General features: G+C 65.2%; 14 protein-coding genes. 3 read left to right on the forward strand and 11 right to left on the reverse strand.

The features are described from left to right. Positions 1-10: 10 nt before the first annotated feature. Genes ACIA8C_RS23870 through ACIA8C_RS23910 form a run of 9 tightly spaced genes read right to left on the reverse strand, consistent with a single transcriptional unit; the run spans position 11 to position 15609 of the window. Complete coding sequence (locus tag ACIA8C_RS23870; protein WP_397138209.1) at positions 11-961, reverse strand: DUF1702 family protein; 951 nt, start codon at positions 959-961, stop codon at positions 11-13. Further along, a complete protein-coding gene (locus tag ACIA8C_RS23875; protein ID WP_397138211.1) occupies positions 958-2007 on the reverse strand; it encodes a DUF1702 family protein in 1050 nt (349 codons plus the stop codon). The genes ACIA8C_RS23870 and ACIA8C_RS23875 overlap by 4 nt, the downstream gene beginning before the upstream one ends. Further along, complete coding sequence (locus tag ACIA8C_RS23880; RefSeq protein WP_397138213.1) at positions 1988-2911, reverse strand: DUF1702 family protein; 924 nt, start codon at positions 2909-2911, stop codon at positions 1988-1990. Before ACIA8C_RS23880 ends, ACIA8C_RS23875 begins: the two co-directional genes overlap by 20 nt. Next, complete coding sequence (locus ACIA8C_RS23885) at positions 2908-3900, reverse strand: DUF1702 family protein (protein ID WP_397138215.1); 993 nt, start codon at positions 3898-3900, stop codon at positions 2908-2910. Before ACIA8C_RS23885 ends, ACIA8C_RS23880 begins: the two co-directional genes overlap by 4 nt. Beyond that, entirely contained in the window at positions 3897-9479 is a 5583-nt protein-coding gene (locus ACIA8C_RS23890) for a type I polyketide synthase (protein ID WP_397138217.1), read from the reverse strand. The genes ACIA8C_RS23885 and ACIA8C_RS23890 overlap by 4 nt, the downstream gene beginning before the upstream one ends. Further along, positions 9476-10348: a thioesterase II family protein gene (locus tag ACIA8C_RS23895; RefSeq protein WP_397138219.1), complete on the reverse strand. Its 873-nt coding sequence runs from the start codon at positions 10346-10348 to the stop codon at positions 9476-9478. The genes ACIA8C_RS23890 and ACIA8C_RS23895 overlap by 4 nt, the downstream gene beginning before the upstream one ends. Continuing rightward, entirely contained in the window at positions 10345-12030 is a 1686-nt protein-coding gene (locus ACIA8C_RS23900; RefSeq protein WP_397138221.1) for an NAD(P)/FAD-dependent oxidoreductase, read from the reverse strand. Before ACIA8C_RS23900 ends, ACIA8C_RS23895 begins: the two co-directional genes overlap by 4 nt. Before the next feature lie 32 nt (positions 12031-12062). Next, entirely contained in the window at positions 12063-13796 is a 1734-nt protein-coding gene (locus ACIA8C_RS23905) for an NAD(P)/FAD-dependent oxidoreductase (RefSeq protein ID WP_397138223.1), read from the reverse strand. Then, positions 13765-15609 (reverse strand): NAD(P)/FAD-dependent oxidoreductase, encoded by a 1845-nt coding sequence (locus ACIA8C_RS23910; RefSeq protein ID WP_397138225.1) that lies wholly within the window; start codon positions 15607-15609, stop codon positions 13765-13767. Before ACIA8C_RS23910 ends, ACIA8C_RS23905 begins: the two co-directional genes overlap by 32 nt. A 360-nt stretch (positions 15610-15969) precedes the next feature. Between ACIA8C_RS23910 and ACIA8C_RS23915 the strand changes: the two genes are divergently transcribed. Beyond that, positions 15970-16806: a BTAD domain-containing putative transcriptional regulator gene (locus ACIA8C_RS23915; RefSeq protein ID WP_397138227.1), complete on the forward strand. Its 837-nt coding sequence runs from the start codon at positions 15970-15972 to the stop codon at positions 16804-16806. Between the two features lie 26 nt (positions 16807-16832). On the opposite strand, the gene ACIA8C_RS23920 is transcribed toward ACIA8C_RS23915, so the two are convergent. After that, positions 16833-17693 (reverse strand): WHG domain-containing protein, encoded by an 861-nt coding sequence (locus ACIA8C_RS23920; protein ID WP_397138229.1) that lies wholly within the window; start codon positions 17691-17693, stop codon positions 16833-16835. Positions 17694-18032: 339 nt separating this feature from the next. Here ACIA8C_RS23920 and ACIA8C_RS23925 point away from each other — a divergent pair, with 339 nt between their 5' ends. Continuing rightward, positions 18033-18686 (forward strand): hypothetical protein, encoded by a 654-nt coding sequence (locus tag ACIA8C_RS23925; protein WP_397138231.1) that lies wholly within the window; start codon positions 18033-18035, stop codon positions 18684-18686. Positions 18687-19279: 593 nt separating this feature from the next. On the opposite strand, the gene ACIA8C_RS23930 is transcribed toward ACIA8C_RS23925, so the two are convergent. Continuing rightward, a complete protein-coding gene (locus tag ACIA8C_RS23930) occupies positions 19280-20740 on the reverse strand; it encodes an MFS transporter (RefSeq protein ID WP_397138233.1) in 1461 nt (486 codons plus the stop codon). 154 nt (positions 20741-20894) lie between these two features. Here ACIA8C_RS23930 and ACIA8C_RS23935 point away from each other — a divergent pair, with 154 nt between their 5' ends. Continuing rightward, on the forward strand, positions 20895-21599 hold the full coding sequence (locus ACIA8C_RS23935; protein WP_397138235.1) for a winged helix-turn-helix transcriptional regulator: 705 nt from the start codon (positions 20895-20897) through the stop codon (positions 21597-21599). Positions 21600-21602: the final 3 nt, after the last annotated feature.

Below are 21602 nucleotides of genomic sequence, written 5' to 3' on the forward strand. Positions count from 1 at the left end.
GCGGCGGCGTTCACAGTGCCGGTTGTTCGGCGGGTTCGGTGCTGAGTTCGTGATCGATGCGCTGCCGCCAGATCTCGTGGGCGGGCTCGACGCTGAGGGGCGACAGATTGCGACGCGCCTGCTCCACAACGAGTGCGGCTTGCGCGGCGCTTCGCTCGGCGAAGATCTGACAGGCGAGGTCGGTGTGTGGAGCCGCATTGCCGGCCTGGTGCCGTCCCCATGCGGCGATCGCCGCCCCGCGGGCCAGAACGGCGGCATAGGGCTGGGCCTTCGCGAGCAGATCATGCAACTCCGCAGCGCCGGTTCCGCCGCCATAGGCGGCCGCGAGCCCGACTCCGCTCCACAGATCGGCGTGCCGATCCGGCTGAAATCCGTTGATCGACAAGGTAACCCGTGCGACGACAGCGCCGCTGGAGAACCACAGTGCGCGCCCGACCCCCTGATCGAACAGACGCCGGGCGTATTCGGTGAGATGCGTCGGAACACGGTGGCGGTCGACGTATCGACGGCGATGGAAGAAGGCCTCGTGGAAGCCATAGCCGTCGGCGGTCACCCAGCCGAGGACGGGATCCAGCTGCGCCAACCTGGCTTCCGGCGCGCGCCGTAGCCGGGCGTAGGCCAGGCCGACCCCGACGTAGATCGGATAGATATGGCTTGCCCCGGGGCCAGCTACGAACTCCGCCAACCGGTTCCGCCAGGGAAATACGAGGTCGAGCGCGGCCAGCCCCATCCCGGCACCTTCGTACGCGAAACCTTGCAGCGCGGGTTCGATAGTCGCCACGCGTCGTTGGATGGCGGGGATCCGAGCATCCTCGAGGGTGGCGTTGTAGCCGGTCATGAGCGAGTGCGCGACCGGCCCGAAACGCTGCCACGCCTCCGGGGCGAATCCTGGCCGACTGAACACTGCCTTGGCAGAGGGAATGCCGAAAAGCATTCGGCGAGTAACTCCGATCGCAGTCATGCGTCCAGCTCCTGTCCCGTGGTAATGGCGGTGGAATCGCGCAGCCAGACGCGGCGGATCTGGTCACGCCACAGTTCGTAGGCGGGCTCGGTCTTGTCGCGCGGCAGATCTTCGGCCAGGTCGAGCGCCATCCGGGCAACTTCCGACGCGTCGGTTGCCCAGATCACGTCACAGGCGAGGTCGGTGTGTGGTGCGGTTAGACCCGACTGCGCCCGGAAGACCGACGCGACCGCGGCGCCGGCGGCTAGGTGCGGTCGGTAGCGGGCCGAGGCATCCACGAGGACGCCGATGGCCTCGCGATCCAGCACGCCCGCCGCGTAGGCGCAAGCCAAGCCGATCCCGCTCCAAAGGTCACCGCGCCGTTCCTGCGGGAAGACATCGATCGTGTCGATGATCCGGGCGACGTTGGCGCCCGTCGAGAACCAGAGACTCCGGCCGAGCCCCTGGTCGAAGCCGCGGCGTGCGTATCCGCGCAGTCGGGCAGGTATTCGTTGCTGTTCGACAGTGTGCTGCCAGGAGAAGAATCCCGCGTAGAACCCGTACCCGTCCATGACCAGCCACCGCAGGAAAGGATCTTGCCGGGCGAGGAAACGGTGTGGGTTCGTTGGTACGCGGGGCAGGACCAACCCGGCGCCGATGTACACCAGGCAGCGGTAAGGCGCTGCGGGGCCGTGCACGAATTGGGGGAGGCGTTTCTTGTACGGCAGCAGAGTGTCGAGCAGCATCAGCCCCATTCCCGCGCCCTCGTACGCGATCCCACGCAGCTCTTCGTCGACGGCGTCCAGCTCGGGCACCAATCGGTCGTGACCGGGGTTGTCCAGGGTGAAGTAGAAGGTGTCGACCAGCGTACGAGCGACTGGCTCGAATGCCTGCCACGTCCGGTCCATATCCTCTTGGGCACCGAAACGCTGCGCGGCCAGTTCCGGGAACTTGTCGGCCGACAGTTTCAGGATGGGCTGCAGAACAGTGCTGAGGGTGGGTGCCATCGCGGTCGCCTTGCCTTTCTGGAGGTCGATATCGGTGTGGTCAGTCGGTGAACTGGCCACGCAGCCGTTCCCGCCAGATTTCGTAGGCAGGTTCGACGTCATCGGTGGGCAGGTCGGTGAGGGCGTCGGCCGCGATCTCGGCGGCCTGCGCGCTGTCGATTCCGCATAGGACCGAGCAGGCGATCTCGTTGTGCGGCGCCGGATTTCCGACCTGGTGGCGTGCACGCGCGGCGACGACGGCGCCCTCGGCCAGCCGGGGGCGGTAACTGCCGGCCCGTTCACGCAGCGACTCGATCGTCGCTCGTTCCACACCTCCGGTGTAGCCGCACGCCAGACCGATTCCGGCCCAGAGGTCGCCGCGCCGGTGCTCCGGAAAGGCACCGATGATCGTCACGACACGCTTGACGTCGGCGCCGGCGGCAAACCAGATACTGCGACCGAGGCCGTGGTCGAATGCCCGCAACCCGTATCCACTCAGGTGCCGCGGTACCGCGCGCTCTTGCACGTGATGGCGGTAGGCGAAGAACCCCTCGTGAAATCCGTAGCCGTCCAACACAACCCAGCTGAACTCATCGCGGAGTCGGCGACGGAAGGGCTCTGGGTCCCGGCCCATGCGCGCGAGCCCCATTCCCGCGCCGAGATAGATGGCGTACTCGTAGGAACCAGCCGGTCCCGCGACGAAGTCACGGGTCCGTTGTTTCCAGCGGAACCAGTAGTCGAGGGCAGCCAAACCCACACCGGCACCTTCGTAGGCGAAGCCGCGCAGTTCGTCCGGGTAGGCGTCCAGTCGCGGAATCAAGGCCGACGGCCGACTGTGCAGCAGGCTGAGCTGACAACATTCGGCGACGGTGCGGACCACCTGCCGCAGCCGCTGGCCGGTCGGGTCGGCCGGGCCGGGCAGTGCCGGAAGCGAGGACGGGGCGACCGTGAAGCGCCGCTTGAGGATGGCTCCGACCGGTGTCATGGCTGGTTTCCGTTCGTCGACTCGCCGCGGGCGGTAAGAGCGTCCGTTGGCGGAGCAGTGCTAATGAGACGTGCGGCAATACGCTGTTGGAGGGCGTCGTAGGCCGGTGAGTTCGGGCTGTCGGGCAGGTCCTGCCATACGTCGTCGACGATCGATGCGGCCCCGGCGCCGGTGCTGCCGCCGCAGAGCACGTCGCAGGCCAGATCGGTGTGCGGCATCGGATTCCCCGCGCGGAGACGCCCCTTGGCGACGAACGCGGTGCCGACGGCCAACTGTGTCGCGTTCTCGCCGGCCAGCTTTCGCACATCTCGCACGGTCGCGCGGTCGACGCCGCCGACGTAGCCGCACGCGACCCCGACGCCCAACCAGAGGTCGGCATGTCGGTCCGCGGGGAACGCCGCGATGGCCCGCGCCATGGACGCCGGGTCGGCGCCGCGGGTGAACCAGATGCTGCGGCCGACGCCTTGGTCGAAAACACGGCGACCGAAGGCCGACAGGTGTGCGGGCACACGCTGCTCGTCCACGTGTCGTTTGGTTTTGAAGAACCCCTCGTGGAAGCCGTAACCGTCCAGAACGAGCCACCGAAGGACGGGGTCGTCCAGCCGCGTCAGGAATGGCTCGGGTTTGCGGCGCAACCGGGCCAACGCCTCGCCGGCACCGATGTGCGCCATATAGATATGTGGCTCGCCCGGCCCCTGGATGAAGGCGCGGAACCGGGATTTGCCGGGGAGGAAGCAGTCGAGGCCGGTCAGCCCCATCGCCGCGCCCTCGTAGGCGTAACCGCGTAGCTCCAATGGTGTCCGATCCAACCGCGGCACCAGTTCGTCGAACCGGCTACCGTCGAGGACCGTGTGGTAACCGCCGACGGCCGCGCGGACGGCCACTTCCAAATGTGCCCAGGCCGGGCTGTTTCCGCGGCTGAAGGCCGTCGCCTCTTTGTCGGAGACGCCCATGACGGCGCGGCGCAGGGGACTGAGTGTGCGACTCATCGGGTCGGGCTCCTATCGGGTAATTCGGCTTCGAGCTCGCTGAGCACCCTGGCCAATTCCGCCGCGGGGGTCTGCGCGAGTAGTTCGGCCAGCTCGTCGACCGGATCCGGTCCAGAGTCAGCGGGTGCCTGTGCGGTGTCCTCGGGCGGCTCGTCCGTGTCGGCAAAGTCGACGACCGACAGCGTCCGGGCGGCTAGGCCCGCGATCGTGGCGCCTTCCAGCAGATCGAGTACCGGCAGGTCGACCCCGAGGGCAGCATCGACGCGTCGTTTCATCTGGATCGCCATCATCGAGTCCATGCCGAGGCTGGTGAGCGCGTCCTCGTCGCCGAAGTCGGCAGCAGCCAGGCCGAGTACGAGGGCGGCGACCTCATGCAGATATGCCGCCATGACACTCGGACGCTGCGCGTCGGAGGCCTGACCGAGCGCGGCCCGGATCGGCTCACCGTCACCGAGGTCTGCCGGTATGTCGCTCGCTTGGGTTCCGAGCTGGGCGAACAGCGGTGGTAACGCTGCGGTCGCCGAGGCTTCCCGTGCCATCGCCCAATCCACGGTGATGGCCACCAGGTGAGCCGGACGCTGGGCCAGGACGCGGCCGAGGATCCGCATCCCAGCCTGCGGACTGATCAATTGGATGCCCCGTTGCGCGTACATTTGCGCCAGATTCAGCTTGTCGACCATGCCGACCGACCACGGTCCCCAGCCGATGGTGATCGCGGGCAGCCCGACCGAGCGCCGGTGGTGGGCCAGCGCATCGAGGAAGGCGTTCGCGGCAGCGTAGTTGCCCTGACCGGGAGATGCGATCACCGAGCCGGTGGAGCCGAACATGGCGAAGAAGTCGAGGGGCTGGTCACGCAATAATCGGTGTAATAGCCAGCCGCCCAACAGCTTCGGACGCAGCACCCGCTGCAAAGCGGTAGCGCTCATGCGCACCAATAGCTCGTCCTCGACCACCCCGGCTGTGTGGACGACGCCTCGAACAGGCGGGTGGGCCAGTCTTCGGTGCTCGGCCAGCCAATTGCTCAACTGCTGTTCATCCGCGACGTCGACTGCCGCGAGCTGGATGTCGGCGCCGCTCGCTTCCAGCGCGAGCAACTCGTCGATCAGAGCGCGTTGCGGATCATCGGACCCGATGGCGCGCCAGCGATCACGCGACGGCACCGGGGTGCGCGCCATCAGAACGATGTGGCACGCGCCGTGTTCCACTAAATAGCGTGCGACGAGCAGGCCGAGCGCGCCGAGACCGCCGGTCACCAGATAACTGCCATCACTGCGCAACTGCACCGGGAACGCAGGCGTGAGGTTGTCGCTTTCGACGAGTCGAGCCACGTAACGCTTGCCGTCACGGAACGCGATCTGATCCTCACCGGGTGCCGCCGAGATCTCCTCGAACAAGCAGCGGGCCTGCTCGACGGTGGTCGCGGCGGCGTCGAGGTCGACGAGACCGCCCCAGCGGGACGCGAATTCTTGATGGCCGATCACCCGGCCGAGTCCCCACATCGGTGCCTGTTCGACCGCGATGTGCCGCCGGTGCTCGCCCACTGCCTGGGCTCCGTGGGTCACCAGCCATACCCGCGTTCGCTGTGCCGCCGCGGCGGACAACGCCTGCATGGAATGCAGGACCGACAGCACTCCGATGTCCTGACTGTCCTGCAGCGCTGCTAGCGAATCGTCGGGCCCGAACCGCGAATCGAGACTCCACAGGTGCACGATCCCGGCGACCTGCCCGTCCTCGGGCAGACGTTGCAGCAGCTGGTGAAAGTGCTCGGCAACGGTGGGGTTGATCAGGTAAGCGTCGGGACCGTCCGCGCTGATCGAGTCGACGGCGCCGTGGGAAACCAGGATTACCCGACGCTCGGACTCCCGTAGTCGGCGGGCGAGATCCGCGCCGACGCCGGCCTGGTCGGCGAACAACACCCAGATTCCCGCCGCGGTGCCCTCGGCCAGGTCGACAGGGTCGACGGCGGAGTCGTCCGGGGGCAACTCCTGCCATTGCACCTCGTAGAGTCCTCGGTCTATTTGCTCGGTGGTCAGCCCGGCCGCGGCGGCCAGCGACCGGGCGCGGAACCCGCTGATCTCGACCAGGGTGTTGCCGTCGGCATCGCACAATGCGATATCACTGCAGATGTCGACGCTGTCGGCGTGGGTGATTTCGGCGACCGCGTACATGTCCGCTACCGGCGTGCCGAGGACGCTGATCCGATCAATCCGCACGGGCAGGTAGGGGATGGCTTCGCCGGGGTCGCCGGTGGCCGCGGCTAGCGTGACCTGAAAGGCGGCGTCGACCAGGGACGGGTGGAATTGGTAGCCGGTGATGTCCGCGCGGATCTCGGCGGGGATCCGCACCCGGCCGACCGCGACCGAAGTGCCGGTGTCGACCTCCTCGACGCACTGGAACGCGGGTCCGTAGTGGAATCCCATCTGTGTGGACCGTGCGTAGAAGCTGTCGCGGTCGATGCGCCCGTCGCAGCGGGCGCGCGCACCGTCGAGGTCGTGGTTGGCGCGGTCGGGTGTGCGCTGGGACAACTGCGCGGTGGCGTGCACAGTCCATTCGCGGGTACCGGCCGGGTTCGCCAGAAAACTGGCGATCACCACACTGCCGTCCTCGTCGTTCAGGATCGTGCGCAGTCTCGAATCCGCAGACTGGCCGAGCACCAGTGCTTTACGGAGCTGCAAGTTTTCCACGGTGTAGTGACCAACGCCGTAGACCTCCCTGGCCGCCGCCAGTGCCATCTCGACGAACGCGGCGCCGGGCAGCAGCACATTGTGCTGGACCCGGTGGTCGGTCAGGTAGGCGAGTTGCTCGACGTTGACCTCGCGTTCCCAGCTGTGGTGGACGGCGTTGACGCGCTGTCCGAGCAGGGCGTGCACCTGGGTGTAGTGACGGTCCTCGCGGGCCTCGACAGATTCGTTCCAGTAGGACTTGAACTGCCACGGGTAGCTCGGGAGGCGAACGAACTCGGCGTCGTGCCCATAGAACGCCGCCCAATCGACTTCGTGCCCATGGCAATAGAGCGCACCGAGCGAGCCGAGAAGGACAGTGTCATCGGGTTCTTTCCGCCGCAGCGAAGCGACGACCAGACCGGGTTGTTCCTGCTCGTCGAGTAACTCGGTGATCGGGCTCGCGAGCACCGGATGCGGACTCAGCTCGACGAAATGTGTGTAGCCGTCGGCGATCATCTGTCTGACAGCGGCGGCGAACAGCACCGTCGCACGCACGTTCTGCCACCAGTAGCTGGCATCGGCACCACTGCCGTCGATGCGGGAGCCGGTGACAGTGGAGTAGAGCGGGATTGCGGCACGGCGTGGCCGCAGCTCAGCCAAGCTCGCCTCGAGGTCCGCACGCAGCGGGTCCATGTAGTGGCTGTGGTACGGAACCTTGACGTTGAGGAAACGGTGGTACACCTCGAAGACACGCAGCTGGTTCGCCATGTCCTCGAGAATCGCGGCGTCGCCGGACAGGGTGACCGCGCTCTGGCTGTTGACGGCGGCAACGGAAACGAGCGGCCCCGCGTCGCTGACGGCTTGGTCGAGCGTCGCCGGAGTCATCCCGACGGCCAGCATGCGGCCGGTTCCGGTGGTGCGCTGCTGGAGGTTGCTGCGGTGGTAGTTCACCTTGATCGCATCTTCGAAAGTAAGGACACCCGCCAGGTACTGCGCCGCGACCTCTCCGGTGCTGTGCCCGACGATCGCGTCCGGCTCGACGCCGAGCGAGCGCCACAGCGCGGCGAGGCCCACTTGGATCGCGAAGTTGGCCGGCTGCGCCACCTCCGTTTCGGTCATCCGGGACTCGCCTTCATCGGCGAGCAGCTCCGCCAACAGCGACCAGCCGGTGTATTTGCGCAGCTCGGCATCGCAGCGTTCGATCGCCTGACGGAAGACCGGCTCGGTGTGCAGCAGCTGCCGACCCATCGCCCACCACTGCGGCCCCATCCCGGAACAGACGAACGCCAGCTTGGGGCGATGTGTCAGCTGGGCCCGACCGGTCGCGACGTCCCGGCTGCCGGAGTCGGCGAGGAAAGCGTCGAGGCGCTGTATCGCTTCGGTGGTGTCAGCCGCCACCAGCGTCAAGCGGTGATCGTGCTGGCTGCGCCGCAGCGCACTGGAATAACCGACGTCACGCAGCGAGTGTTGCCGGTCGGCCAGGAAGTCGCGCATCGCCAGCGCCGTGTCGGCGAGGGCGTCGGGACTACGCGCGGAAAGCGGGATGACGTATCGACGATCGGTGTCCGCATCCGGACGCGGGGATGTCGGCGCGGCCGCATCGGGCGCTTCCTGCAGCACGACGTGTGCGTTGGTACCGCCGAAGCCGAACGAGTTGACACCGGCGTAGCGGGTGCCGCCGGAGTCGGCCGGCCAGTTCCCGAGTTCGGTCTGAACCCGCAATTGCAGCTTGTCAAAGGGGATTTCGGGGTTCGGTTCCCGCAGATGCAGATTCGCGGGAATCCGACGGTGTTTCAACGCAAGAGCTGTTTTGATCAGGCCGGCCACGCCCGCGGCAGCCTCCAGATGCCCGATGTTGGTCTTCACCGACCCGATCACCAGCTGCTGGCCTGCCGGCCTGCCCTCGGACATCACTCGGCCAAGCGCGGCGGCCTCGATCGGGTCTCCGATGGGTGTTCCGGTTCCGTGTGCCTCCACGTACTGCACCTGGTGCGGCGCGATGTGGGCACGACGGTAGGCGATCCGCATCGCGGATTCCTGAGCATGTCCGTTGGGGACGGTGATGCCGTTGGTGCGGCCGTCCTGGGAGATGCCGGTGCCGCGGATCAACGCGTAGATCGGGTTCCGGTCGGCAAGGGCGTGACTGAGCGGCTTGAGTACCACGACACCGGCGCCTTCGCCGCGTGCGTAGCCGTTCGCGGCGGCGTCGAAGGTCTTGCAGCGGCCGTCCGGGGACAAGAACCCGCCCTTGGACTCCGCGATGGTCATGTTCGGGGCGATCATGACGTTCACCCCACCGACCAGCGCCAACGCGCATTCCTGGTTCCAAATACTCTGTGCGGCAAGATGAATCGCGACCAACGAGCCCGAGCAGGCAGTGTCGACAGTGAGACTGGGCCCGTGGAAGTCGAACGAGTACGACAGCCGGTTGGCCAGCATCGTCATCATCATCCCGGTGGCCGAGTGGGTCTGGAGTTCGTAGCGGCTCTGCACTCCGTAGTTCTGCAGCAACTGATAATCGAGCGTGAACCCGGCCATGAACACGCCGGCGTCACTGCCTGCGAGGTGTTCGACGACCTCACCGGCATCTTCCAATGCCTCCCACGCGGCCTGCAGCAACAGACGCTGCTGCGGATCGAGCCAGATGGCTTCGCGGGGCGCGATTCCGAAGAACTGTGCGTCGAATTGATCGATCCGGTCGAGGAACCCGCCGCGAAAGGTGGTCATCTTGCCGAGCTTCGAGGGGTCGGGGTCGTAGAACTTCGCGATCTCCCACCGGTCTCGGGGCAGCTCGCGGGTGGCATCGACACCGGAGCACAGCATGTCCCAGTAGGCATTCGGGCCGACGGCGCCGCCGGGAAAGTTGCATCCTATTCCGACGATCGCGATGGGTTCCGGCGGTGATTCACTGGTCATGACAATTTCCTTCCGCGGCTTCGGACGGTCTCTAGCTCGCGAGATACCTGTGCCAGCAAGAGGTCCTGGGCGCTGTGGATAAAGAAGTGGGAACCGGGCAGCGTGGTGAGCCGGAACGTGGCTCCCGCCTGGGCGCGCCACTGCCCGAGGTCGGCCGCGCTCACTCGCGCGTCTTGGTCGCCGCCGAACACCGACATCGGTACTTCGAGCGGGGGTTCTGCGTTGTACCGGTAGGTGTCGCACAGCTCGAGATCGGCGCGCAGGGTGGGCAGCGCGGCCCGCATGAGCGCGTCGTCGTCGACGACCTGCCGCGGCGTTCCTTCTTTCAACAGAACGGTTTTGAGCACCTCATCGGGCAGGTGGTGGATTTTGATGTTCGGGTTCGGCAGCTGCGGCGCCCGGAACGCCGCCAGCAGCAGCGTGGTGGGTAGCGGCGCCTCGGCGGCACGAAGTCGCCGGGTCAGTTCGAACGCGATCAACGCCCCCATGCTGTGCCCGAAGAACGCGAACGGCATATCCAGATGGGGCTCGATAGCGCGCTGTAGCTCGAGGACGAGGGGCTCCATGCGGCGGTACGCAGGTTCGGCCACCCGCGCCGCGCGTCCGGGCAGCTGGGCCGTCCGTACCTCGACGTCCTGCGGCATGGCGTCCGCCCAAGGTCGGAACACCGAGGGACCGCCGCCTGCGTAGGAGAAGCAGAACAGACGGCAGGTCGCCGCCGGACGTCGGCGATGACACACCCACCACGACTCGCGTGGCGGCGCTTGGGCCCCGCGCAACCTTTCCATCAGTTCGGCGCGCGCGGCCTCGGGAAGCCGGGCGATCCGCTCGTGCAGATCGCGTTCGTGGCGCCGCAGGCCGGCGGTCATGCGCCCTCCCTCGTTGTTCCGGCAAGTTGCCGGTCACTTCGGAGGGAGATCCAGCGCGTGCTGATCAGGCGCAGGTGCCGATCGTGTTCGTGGACCGCGACAAGTGCGGCGAGTTCAGGGTCGCTTCGCCACTGCTGTGCCCGGAGCTGTTTCGCCGCATCACCAGATGCTTCGAACTCGGCGGTGATTTCGGCGATCAGTTGTCCGGAAAGCTGTTCGATGAAACGAATGTTGGCGGCGAACTGGGCGGCGAACCCGGTGGCATCGAGGTCCGCGGTCATCCCCACGTGCAGGCGGGGCATGAAGTCGAAGTCGTAGAAGCGAATGAACGGGTCGAGCTCCGTGGTGCTGTCGAGCGCACCCCATTCGCGCAGGAACCGCTGCACCTGCTTGCTGGCGACGCTGAATCGGGCGAGGCCGACGACGATCTCTGGGTTATCGGCGAGCTGACGAATCTGATCCTGAAAGAACAGCAGGCCGGGAACGGCCCAGTACACGGCCGTGTCCCAGATGACTTTCACGAGCATGACCCGCGCCTTGCCCATGAGCGGATACTGCTGTTCGTAGATCTGCAGCCAACCCTCGGCGATCAGCAGGAACACCCGATTGTGGATCGCGGCGAGTTCGGCCACGTCCTCTCCGTCGAGGGAGCGACTGACCAGATCGGTGATGAGACCGTTGCTGATCGCGATGAGATCCAGACCCGGCGAATACAGGGGATCCAAGAAGACCCCTGCCTCTCCGGCAAGGCACCAGCGCTGCGGCGAAAAGACTTGCTCGCAGCTGTAGGCGTAGTCCCGCATGACCCGGAAGTCCTGCAGCTTGTCGCGGTGCTGTTCGATGATCGCCGCGCACTGTGGTTCGTGTTCGTTCAGCCACCGCATTGCCCGCTCGAACGTGTTGAAGCTCGCGAATGGGTGGACAGCGGGGTCTGCCACGACACCGATGCTGATGGATCCTGAGGCGAGCCGGATCAGCCATACCCAATAGCCCTCGCCCATCAGGTGATTGGTCGACAACTCGCGACGGCCCTCCTCGATGCGGCGGCGCCATTGCGGATCGTCGGACCAGTCGTCGATGTCGATGGGGTGACCGATCCGGAACCAGGCTGCGTTGGCGTGGTGGCCGACCCGTTTGCCGAGTCCGAGTCGCCGTTTGAGCAGGCAGGCTCGGCCGGTGGCGTCGACGACCCAGCGGGCCGAGATCGTCGACAGATCGCCGTCTTTGGTTCCGACGCGGATCAGATGGAGGCCGTCGTCGGTGGCCAGCTCGACTTGGTGAACCCTGGCTCCGGAAACAAACGTGACGTCGTTGTCGAGCAACACGTCACCGAGTGCGTTCTCGAGCCGGCCTCGATCCAGCTGGTAAGTCCCGACCGCGCCCGGTGGCCGCACCGAGTGGCCGAGCTCGACGCGGCCGGCGATATCGTCGTTGCGCCCGTTGCTGAAGAACATGCGCAGCCCGAACTTTTTCAGCTGCTCGTCCTCGAGATGCTGTCGCAGCCCGAGCACCTCACGGAGGTAGTAACCGGCGATCTCCACGGTGGACTCGCCGACCTTGTGGGTGGTTTCCGGGACCGGGTGGTCCTGACGTTCGAGCACCACGATCGTGGTGTCCGGCCTGCTCCTGCGTAACTGCAATGCCAGCGTCAGCCCGGCGATCCCGCCTCCTATGACAGCCACGTCGACAACCTCGGCTACGTCACCGATCCCGATCATGCGCCCGCCTCCACCTTGTTCGGGATCGGGCGGCCGAGGGTGATCCACGCCTTATCGATCGGGTTGTGCCGCTGCCGAAGCTGGAAGGCCGCTATGAATTCCATGAGCAGCGGATCGGCCAGCCAGTTGTCGATCTGTTCGATCGTGGCGGGGGCGCCGGCGTCGGCAGCATTCAGCACGTCGATGACTGTGCTCACCAATTGCCCGGCGACCTGCTCGAGCAGCTGCACGTTTTCATCGAACCGGTCTTCGAGTTCATCGTCGGGCAAGCCGGCGGCCATGCCATTGTGCAGATCGACGATGAAGTCCAGCAGCGAGTAGGGATCGGCGAATGCGTCTGCGGCCGACATGTCGGCGGCGTCATGCCATTCACGGAAAAACTCCTGGACCCGAGAATGGATGATCCACGTGCGTTGCAGATTGACGTAGGCGCGCGGACTTTCCCCGAGGCGACGGAACTTGTCGTGGAAGAAGAGCAGGCCGGGGACCGCCCAGTAGATGATGGTGTCCCAAATGACCTTCGCGACCATCACCTGCGGGTTGCCCATGATGCGGTACTGCTTGGCGTAGGCGACGAGCCAGATGTCGGCCAGAACCAGGTACACCTGATTGTGGGCAACGGAGAGTTCTTCGATGTCCTGGCCGTCGCGGTCGCGGACGACCAGGTCGGTGATGAGACCATTGCTGATCGCCATCAGGTCGCCACCAGATGAGTACAGCGGATCGATGGATACTCCGGCTTCGCCCGTCAAACACCATCGCTGCGCGGAGAAGACCTGGCGGCAGCCGTAGGCATAGTCCTTCATCACGCGGAAGTCCCGCACCTTGTCGCGGTGGCGCCGCACGTCGGCGGCGCATTGCGGTTCGTGCACCCGCAGCCAGTCGAGCGCACGGTCGAAAGTGTTGAATCCCTCGAAGGCGTGGGCGTCGGCGTCGGCGACGATGCCGACGCTGGTGAATCCCGATGCGAGCGGGATCAGCCATACCCAGTAGCCGGGTCCCATCAGATGATTGGTCGACAGGCGCCGCTGCCCGCCGCTGACTCGTTCCTGCCAGGCCAGGTCATCCGACCACTGCTGGACGTCGATCGGGTGGTCGATGCGAAACCATGCCGCGTTCGCGTGATGGTCCAGTGGTTTTGCCAGACCGAGCCTGCGTTTGAGCAATCCGGCCCGTCCGGTGGCGTCCACTACCCAGCGGGCATCGCTACGGCGATCGTGGTCGCCGACGCGGAAATAGATCGAGTGGTCCCGGTCGTCGGTGCGCAACTCGACGTCGCGGACTTTACAACCTTGCTGGAGGCTGACGCCCAGATCGACGACGAGCTCGCCGAGCATGTTCTCCAGGCGACCGCGGTCGAGCTGGTAGGCAGGCAGCGGCGCCTCGGAGATCTGGCCATATTCGACGCGCCGCGCGATGTCGTTGTTCCCGGCGTAGGGAAAGAACATTCGCAACCCGAACTTGCGGAGCTGGTGATGGTTCAGATGTTCTTCGAGGCCGAGCACGTCGCGCAGGTAGTGCGCCTGGACCTCGACGCTGGATTCGCCGACTTTGTGCGCGGCCTCGGGAACCGGATGGCGCTGCCGCTCGACCACCAAGACCTCGAGGTCCGGTCGGGTACGTTTGAGCTGGACCGCCAGCGTCAGGCCCGCGATCCCGCCGCCGAGGATCGCGACGTCGAAGCGATCGGTTTCCCCGCTATGCGTAGGTGGCTGCACTGCGTCGTTCATGAGTGTTGTCTCCGTTCTGTTCACCGGCGGGATCGGGTTGCCGGGATCCGGCGTTCGGCAATGTCATCCAGCCCTCGCTGGTGGGGGAGCGGTGTCGCTCGCGACGGAAGGTCGCGAGCAGCTGCCCGACCAACGGGTCGCGCTGCCAGCGCTGGATTTGCGCCATCACCGCGTCCTCGTGATACCGGCCCGCGTACGCGTCTATGACCGTGCTGATCAATTGGCCGGCCAATTGCTCGAACAGTTGCCTGTTGGCGGCGAATCGTCTTTCGAAATCGGCGTCGGTGAGCTGGTCGGTCATGCCGGTGTGCAGCTGCACCATGAAATTCAGTGGGGAATAGAGATCGACAAATCTCGCATCGAGTTTGCTGTCATCGATGGTCTCCCATTCGCGGAAGAATGCCTGGACGCGATTACTGATCTCGGTCAGGCGGCCGAGGTCTGCCGCGACCGGGGGATGATTTGCCACACTGTGGAATTTGTCCTGGAAGAACAGCAGACCGAAAACGCCCCAGTAGAAGGCAGTGTCCCAGATGACTTTTGAGGTCATCACCTGCGCATTGCCCATCAACCGGTATTGCTTTTCGTATATCGCAAGCCACATCGCGGCGAGCTGTCGAAACAGCGAGTCGTGGATCGAGGCGCGTGTTGTCACGTCCTCGCCGTCTAGTGCGCGGCCGACGATATCGACGACTAGGCTGTTGCTGATCGCAATCAAATCCAAGCCGGGCGAGTAGAGCGGATCGAGAAATACGCCGGATTCGCCGGTGAGGCACCATCGCGCGTCGCCGGCATACACCTGATCACAGCCGTAGGAGTAGTTCTTCATTACGCGAAAGTCCTGCACTTTGTCCACGTGCTCCGCTATCGCGGCCGCGCATTGCGGCTCGTGGTTGCGCAACCACTCCAGTGCCCGATCGAAAGTGTTGAATTCGCTGAACGAGTGCGCGGCGTCTTCCGCGACGATGCCTATGCTGATCGAACCCGAAGCCAGGGCGATCAGCCATACCCAATACCCGGACCCCATCAGATGGTTCGTCGACAACGCCCGATCGCCCTCCACGATCCGTCCCTGCCACGCCGAGTCAGCTGTCCAGGTCCCTATGTCGATCGGATGGGCGATCCGGAACCACGCGGCGTTGGCGACGTGCTCGACAGGCTTGCGCAGCTGCAACTTTCGCTGAAGCACGGTGCCACGACCGGTGGCGTCGACCACCCAGCGCGCCTGGATGGTGCGCTCACCGCCGTCGTCGAGTAGTCGAATGTGGTGCGCACCGGCGTGGTCGGCGAGGTCGACCCGCAGCACCTTGCACCCGGGGTTGAATTCGATCCCCGCGGCGCGGCACCGTTCGCCGAGCTCGTTTTCCAGACGGCCGCGATCCAACTGATAGGTGCACAGCGGCGGAAACTGTGAGCTGCCGAGTTCGACGCGCTCTGCGATATCGGTGTTGCCGTCGTTGCTGAAGAACATTCGCAGCCCGAATTTACGGATCTGCTGCGTCGACAGATGATCTTCGAGGCCGATAATGTCACGCAAATAGTGGGCCGCGATCTCGACCGTCGATTCGCCGACCTTGTGCGTTGTTTCCCGGACCGGATGCGCTTGCCGCTCGATCACCGTTATGCGGGTATCGGGGCGAGCCTTATGGAGCTGTATGGCAAGAGTAAGTCCCGCAACGCCACCGCCGATAATGGCGACGTCGTAATGGTCATGGTCCGCCGAATCGCGTTCCAACAGTTCCCGAAGGGATTGGGCGAGGACATTCCGTTGCTGTCCGGACAGCGCCGCGATTCGCTGATGTGTCGCAGTCATTTTCATGCGTATCCTCCCGGTGATCACGGATGACTCTTGCCGGGGCGGGTTACAACGGGCTTACTCTGCGCGCAAGTGCGACAAGACGACACGGTGCACCGACTGGTCGCACCGGCCGCCGCTTGTCGAAAAGTGATCCGTCGCGGCCTCTGGTCCTACCAGTCGAGTGGCACTTCAGCGCGCTGGCGAGGGGACTGTACAGGTGCCCCGCGGAATTGGGGCCGGACGCGACGGCGAATATCCGGTATAACAAAGGGGTCGCGCTTCCTACTGCTGGCGGCGTCTCAGCTCACGGCATCAGTTTGTTGATCGTGCGGTCGCCAGCGAATCGTCTTGCGCAACCACGGGGGTTGATCGACCATGTCAATTCGTGACACCGACGGCGTGCCCGCTATCAGAGATTCGAACGGGTCGGGTGTCCGTAGTGAGTATCGGGCCTGGCTGTTCGGCCCGTTCAGAGTGACGCGCGACGACGAACCGCTCGGCGAGCCGACCTGGCCGCGGGCCAGTGCGCGGAAGCTGCTCAAATGGTTGCTGCTCAATCCCGGTGAGTCGTCCGGTGGCACGGACCTCTGCGATCTGCTGTGGCCCGGTCGGCGCAGCAAGGACTGCACCAATCGGCTGCACGTGACGCTGCACTGCCTTCGCCAGATCCTCGAGCCGGACCTCGCCCGTCAGCAGGCCTCGACCTTCATCCGCACTGATCGCCACGGCCGGTATTGGTTCGAACCTGCCGGCTGCTGGTGGCTCGACGTCCTGGAAACCGAGCGGCTGTGGCAGGCCGCGAGGTCGGCTCGCCGCAACCGCGACCGGGCCGCGGCGATCGTGCTCTACCAGCAGGTGATCAGCTACTACGAGCAAACGTTCCTTCCTGAAGACATCTACGATGACGCGTTCGACCCGTTCCGGACCAGTCATGGGCGCAGGTATGACGCGGTGCTGCGCGAGCTGCTTGATCTCTATCTCCACGAGGGGCTCAACTATGAGGTAATTTCGTGTGCTTCGGCTTTGCTGGAGAACGATCCCTACTCGGAGCTGGCGATGCGGGCGATCGCGGAGGTCAATCTGCGCGAGGGCAACGTCACGCGCGCGAGCACGGAGCTCGATCGGTTCGTCTGGACCATCGAACACGACTTGGGGACCGCCCCCGGCAAAGATCTGTTGGAGCTTCGACGCAGGATCCGACTACTCGGTTGATCGCGCATCGGCCCGATCGGGATGGACTAACTGCCGGCGATCAACATCCGATGATTGTCTCGGACCTGCCGGCTCACATCGGCGAGCCGCTCGGCCTCCCCGGCCAGCCCGACACCGCCGCCGATCTCCCGAATGATGGCCGTGAACATTGTCCTTGCCTCCACCAGCTTCGGATGGACGTGCCCGAACACCTCCAGCGTGATGATCCCGTACAGCTTGGCCCAGGCCAGTTCGAAGAGCCAGCGGGCGCCCATGGCGTCGTCGCCGAACAGCGCGTTCAGATCCGATGCCGCGTCCAACGCGGCTTTGTCGTGAATCGCCAGGAATGCGTCGTCGAGTTCCTCCCGCGCCGGGACGGGGAAGGGGTGCTTGCTCCACATTCGAACGAAGATCTCGGCGAAGAAGTCCGCGAACATGCGGACACCGTTGGTCGACACACCGAACGCGCCCACCGCGATGGGGTGGGCTTCGGTTTCGCTGCTAATCCTGTTGCGGCCGAGGGAGTGACCGTTGATGCCGTACGCCAATTGGAACTCGGCTGTGTTGGCGAGCGCCCACTCGCGGAACGTGGTCGCTGCCGCGACCATCTGTGCGGCTGGATCATCGTTGCCGTAACTCTCGGCGGCACGGCGCATCTCGGCGACGACATTGACCAAAATTCCGTCGGCTACCAGGTCATTGAGTGCGGCGGCGCTATCGACATAGCGGTAGAGCGCCGGCGCCGTCAATCCCATCTGCGTGGCTACCGCACCGAGGGTCAGCCCGCGCCCGTCCCGAAGCAGCGCTCGAGACACGTCGACGATCTCCTCGAGCGTGGCTTGCCGCAGGCGCTCGCGCCTGCTGGAAGGGCGGCCGAGCCCCGCCCTTCGCGATTCCGATGTGGCCACTGACCCCCTCTCCGGCATTCGGATGTCGGCCCATCAAGAGGACACGTGCACTGCGGTTGACGAGTGTAAGCATAGCACGGAACTTATGGTTGACAACTTCAGTTAATGCCATTTACTATTGTGGCGCGTAAGTCGAGCTATTGATCAAAATCTTACTAACCGGGGGGTTACCAATTGAGCACCCTGTTGCCCGGGTCCAACCTTCCCATCTGCGCAGCGCAAGCGCAGATGCCGGAGATTCCCGACCCGATCTTTCGCGCGTACCTATTCGGGCCGTTCCGCGTATTCCGCGGTGAACAACCGCTAGATCGCGACGCCAAGCGCCGCGAGAAGCCGCTCATGCTCCTCAAGCTCTTCCTGTTGAGTCGGGGCAGGCCGATGGCGATGGACGAGCTCATAGAACTCTGCTTCCCCGCCACCCCGCGGGACAAGGCTGCCCGAAATTTCCATGTCACCATGCACAGCCTGCGACGCATGCTCGAGCCCGATCTCGGTCCACGAGCGGAGTCCTCGTTCGTCCGGCGAACCGACGCCAACTTCTATCGTTTCGAGACCGGCGCGACGTGGTGGACCGACACCAGTGAGGTCGAGCGCCTTTTCAAACGCGCCCGCGCCGACGACAAACGTGGCGACACCTGTCGCGCCAGCTTCTACTACAGCCGGGTCTCCGCCTATGCTGTCCGCAGATTCCTCGAGGACGACCCGTACAACCCGTGGCTCCAGCCGTACCGCAGGCGCTACGAGGGCATGTACACCGAGGCGCTGACACGCTTGATTCGGCTGCACAGCGCTTGCCGCGAACTCGACGAAACCTTCGAATATTGCCACCAGTTGCTTCGATTGGATCCCACCAACGGGCTGGCCGCGACGGCGATGAACGACGCTCGTCGGGAACTCAGCGGTAGCACGGACCCGCAACTGCGGGCCGGGCCGGGCGTTGCGAGTGGCGATGGTCAATTTCTGGTCAGCCCATGGCCGGGCCGCGCCCCCTGAATCGACTTGCGCCGCAACAAGAATCGTCGCTTGCACGCGGTTGTCCGGCGCTCTGCCCAGTTGCTGGGAGAGCAAGTCGGTTGTCACGGCGGCACGACCGGTGCGCAGGCATACCGCCAGTTCGGGGCGCAGCGCGCCACCGCCTTGCAGATTTAAGGATTTGTAGATGGTTTCGGGCGACACCTGCATCTCCGGGGTGTTCGGGTAGGTCAGCCTCAGCCAGCCGGTGATCTGTTCGGGCCTGTAGCGCTGGGTCAGTTTGTCTTGCACCAGTTTGCGCATCTCGTTATTGCCAGCGAGTAGGCGGCGGATACGTTGCTCGTAGCGGGCCGACGTCGCCCGATACCCGACCGATTTGGACGGTCGACCAACGCGCGCCATGCGGCATGAGTGCGCTCTCGTGCCGGGTATAGCCGGCCCGCGGTTGCTGTTCGAGCGCAGCCGGGGAGGTGGGGCGCGCCGAATCGGCGTGGTTTCCGCGGGGATTCGTGGCGAATTCGGGGGTCGCACTTTCATCACGCCCAAGATTCGAGTCGTTCCAGCACTTCAGCGAGGTTGCCGAGTAATTCCAACCACTATCGGGTAGGACCGGCTCAGTTCCGCAGGCCCCGACCTTCGTCCAGGGCAGCGGGGGTGGGCATCATTTCCGGCTCCGGTGCCCTTTGTCGCGCCTTCTTGCGCATCGGCATGCAGATGGCGGGGATTATGCCGATGGCGGAGAAGGCGGCGCCAATCCAGACCGCGTCGCTGAAGCGTTCGACGAACACAGTCGGCGAAGTGTAGACGTCGGGGTGGGCGAAGACGGTGGCGAGGACAGCGACACCGAACACACCGCCGAGTTGCCGGATGGAGTTGTTGGCGCCGGATGCCATCCCGATCTCTCCGGGCGGCACGCTCCCGACGACGGCGTTGGCGACGGTCGGGAAGCACAGCGAAATCCCGATGCCGGCGACGCCGAGCGCAAAGCCCATCTGCAGGTAGCCCATGTCGGGCTGGGCGATCGCAGCCAGCCAGCCCAGTCCGACCGCTTGGATTGCCAGGCCGGCGATCATGAACGGTTTGTTACCGAATCGATCCGCGAGTGCGCCGGCGATCGGTGCGACGAGCATCGGAGCCCCGGTCCACGGCAGGGTGCGCAGCCCGGCGGCGATCGGCGAATATTCGAGCGCGTTCTGCAGGAACTGCATGATCAGGAAGATGACCCCGAACAGCGCGGCGTACATGAAGAAACTGACGCCGTTGGCGGCGGTGAAACCAGGCGCGCGGAACAGACTCGGGGCGAGCATCGGTGTCCGGGTGCTGCGCTCCCAGACTACGAACAGCACGATGAACAGGCCGCCGACGACCAGAGCGCCGATCGTTTCCGGGGCGGACCACCCGACACTGGTGGAGCGAACCAGACCCCAGATAACCCCCAGGAACCCGACCGCGGCCAGGAGTAGACCGGGAATATCGAGCTGTGATCGGGGGCCGTGGGATTCGGTGAGTTTCGCGATAGCCAGCGGGATGAGGATGAGCCCGACCGGGACGTTGATCCAGAAGATCCAGTGCCAGCTCCAGGCATCGATGATCGCACCGCCGATCACGGGCCCGACCGACACCGCCAGCCCGGCGACCCCGCCCCACACTCCAATTGCGGTACCGCGCTTCTCGGCCGGAAACGCCTCGCTGATCAGGGTCAGGGTCATCGGCATGACGATCGCTGCGGCGCCGCCTTGAATACTGCGGGCGGCGATGAGCAAACCGATGCTCGGCGACAGCGCGGCCACGGCGGATGCGGCGGTGAAGGCGAAGATGCCGATCACGAACATCCGTTTGCGTCCGAACCGGTCACCGAGCGCCGCGCCGGTCAGCAGTAGACAGGCGAACGACAGGCTGTAGGCGTTGACGATCCATTCCAGGTCGGCGAGGTCGGCATGCAGTCCCTGCCGCAATGCGGGCAGGGCGTTCGCGACGACGAGGGTGTCGAGTGCAGTGATGAACGTGCCGAGCGAGGCGAGGCCGAGGGTCCATCCTTTGTGTACGACCGGCGCTGTGATTGAGGTCGACGACATCTTGTCTCCGGGTTCCGGTTGTGGTGCACAGTGGTGTGAAACACTATAGTCGCTACTACAATTTCTGTAGCATACGATATAATGTCAGTAGCTATCGCGCAAGGTCCGACTTTCCGGTACCTACGGTCGGCGCATTGGAGAGGAAGGTGGAACCGTGTCGAAAACAACTGTGAAGAGCTACGGCCAACGCTGTGCGATCGCGGGGGCGCTTGACGTCCTTGGCGACCGGTGGACGCTGCTCATACTGCGCGACCTGGCCCACGCTCCCTTACGTTTCCTCGACCTGCAGTCGGTCAACCCCGGCATCTCGCCGAACCTGCTGACCCAACGCCTGCGGCAGCTCGAGGAGAGGAAAATGGTGTCGCACCGGCAGCTTCCGGCACCGGCGTCGGCGAGTGTTTACGTACTCGAGCCGCACGTGCGGGACGCGGTTATCGAAATCCTGAGCGCCCTGGGACGATTCGGTGCTGGACTGATGGAATCAGCTGGGACGGATGATTTCTCGCCAGAATTGATGCTGCGCCAGTTCGAATGCAACGCGCGCTCGCTGGAAGCCAAGCACCTGGATCTGCGCGGCGATTTCGTGCTGGAGCTCGGCGGCAATCGGATCGCGCTGCGTCTCACCGGCGATTCGGTGGCGGCAACACTCGATCTTCCGGATCGGCCTACGGCGACGATCTCCGCACCGCCCGCGGTTCTCGCCGGGCTGGCGCACGGCGGTCTCACGCTCGACGAGGCCGAGCGCCGCGGCCTGGTGATCAGCGGGGACCGAATCGCCGCGCTGGGCCTCATCAACGGCCTCAGCTTGGAACCCCGGCTGGCGGTGGAATCCCCGCTGGCGCAGGCCTCGCGGTTGTAGCCG

Origin of the sequence: Nocardia sp. NPDC051321 (assembly GCF_044455225.1) — a bacterium.
Classification (GTDB): domain Bacteria; phylum Actinomycetota; class Actinomycetes; order Mycobacteriales; family Mycobacteriaceae; genus Nocardia.

Bases quoted from the DNA above. Each gene is read 5' to 3' on its own strand.
- ACIA8C_RS23890 (WP_397138217.1), bottom strand. From the start codon at position 9,479: ATGACCAGTGAATCACCGCCGGAACCCATCGCGATCGTCGGAATAGGA.
- ACIA8C_RS23915 (WP_397138227.1), top strand. From the start codon at position 15,970: ATGTCAATTCGTGACACCGACGGCGTGCCCGCTATCAGAGATTCGAAC.
- ACIA8C_RS23910 (WP_397138225.1), bottom strand. From the start codon at position 15,609: ATGACTGCGACACATCAGCGAATCGCGGCGCTGTCCGGACAGCAACGG.
- ACIA8C_RS23895 (WP_397138219.1), bottom strand. From the start codon at position 10,348: ATGACCGCCGGCCTGCGGCGCCACGAACGCGATCTGCACGAGCGGATC.
- ACIA8C_RS23870 (WP_397138209.1), bottom strand. From the start codon at position 961: ATGACTGCGATCGGAGTTACTCGCCGAATGCTTTTCGGCATTCCCTCT.
- ACIA8C_RS23880 (WP_397138213.1), bottom strand. From the start codon at position 2,911: ATGACACCGGTCGGAGCCATCCTCAAGCGGCGCTTCACGGTCGCCCCG.
- ACIA8C_RS23905 (WP_397138223.1), bottom strand. From the start codon at position 13,796: ATGAACGACGCAGTGCAGCCACCTACGCATAGCGGGGAAACCGATCGC.
- ACIA8C_RS23925 (WP_397138231.1), top strand. From the start codon at position 18,033: ATGCTCCTCAAGCTCTTCCTGTTGAGTCGGGGCAGGCCGATGGCGATG.
- ACIA8C_RS23885 (WP_397138215.1), bottom strand. From the start codon at position 3,900: ATGAGTCGCACACTCAGTCCCCTGCGCCGCGCCGTCATGGGCGTCTCC.
- ACIA8C_RS23930 (WP_397138233.1), bottom strand. From the start codon at position 20,740: ATGTCGTCGACCTCAATCACAGCGCCGGTCGTACACAAAGGATGGACC.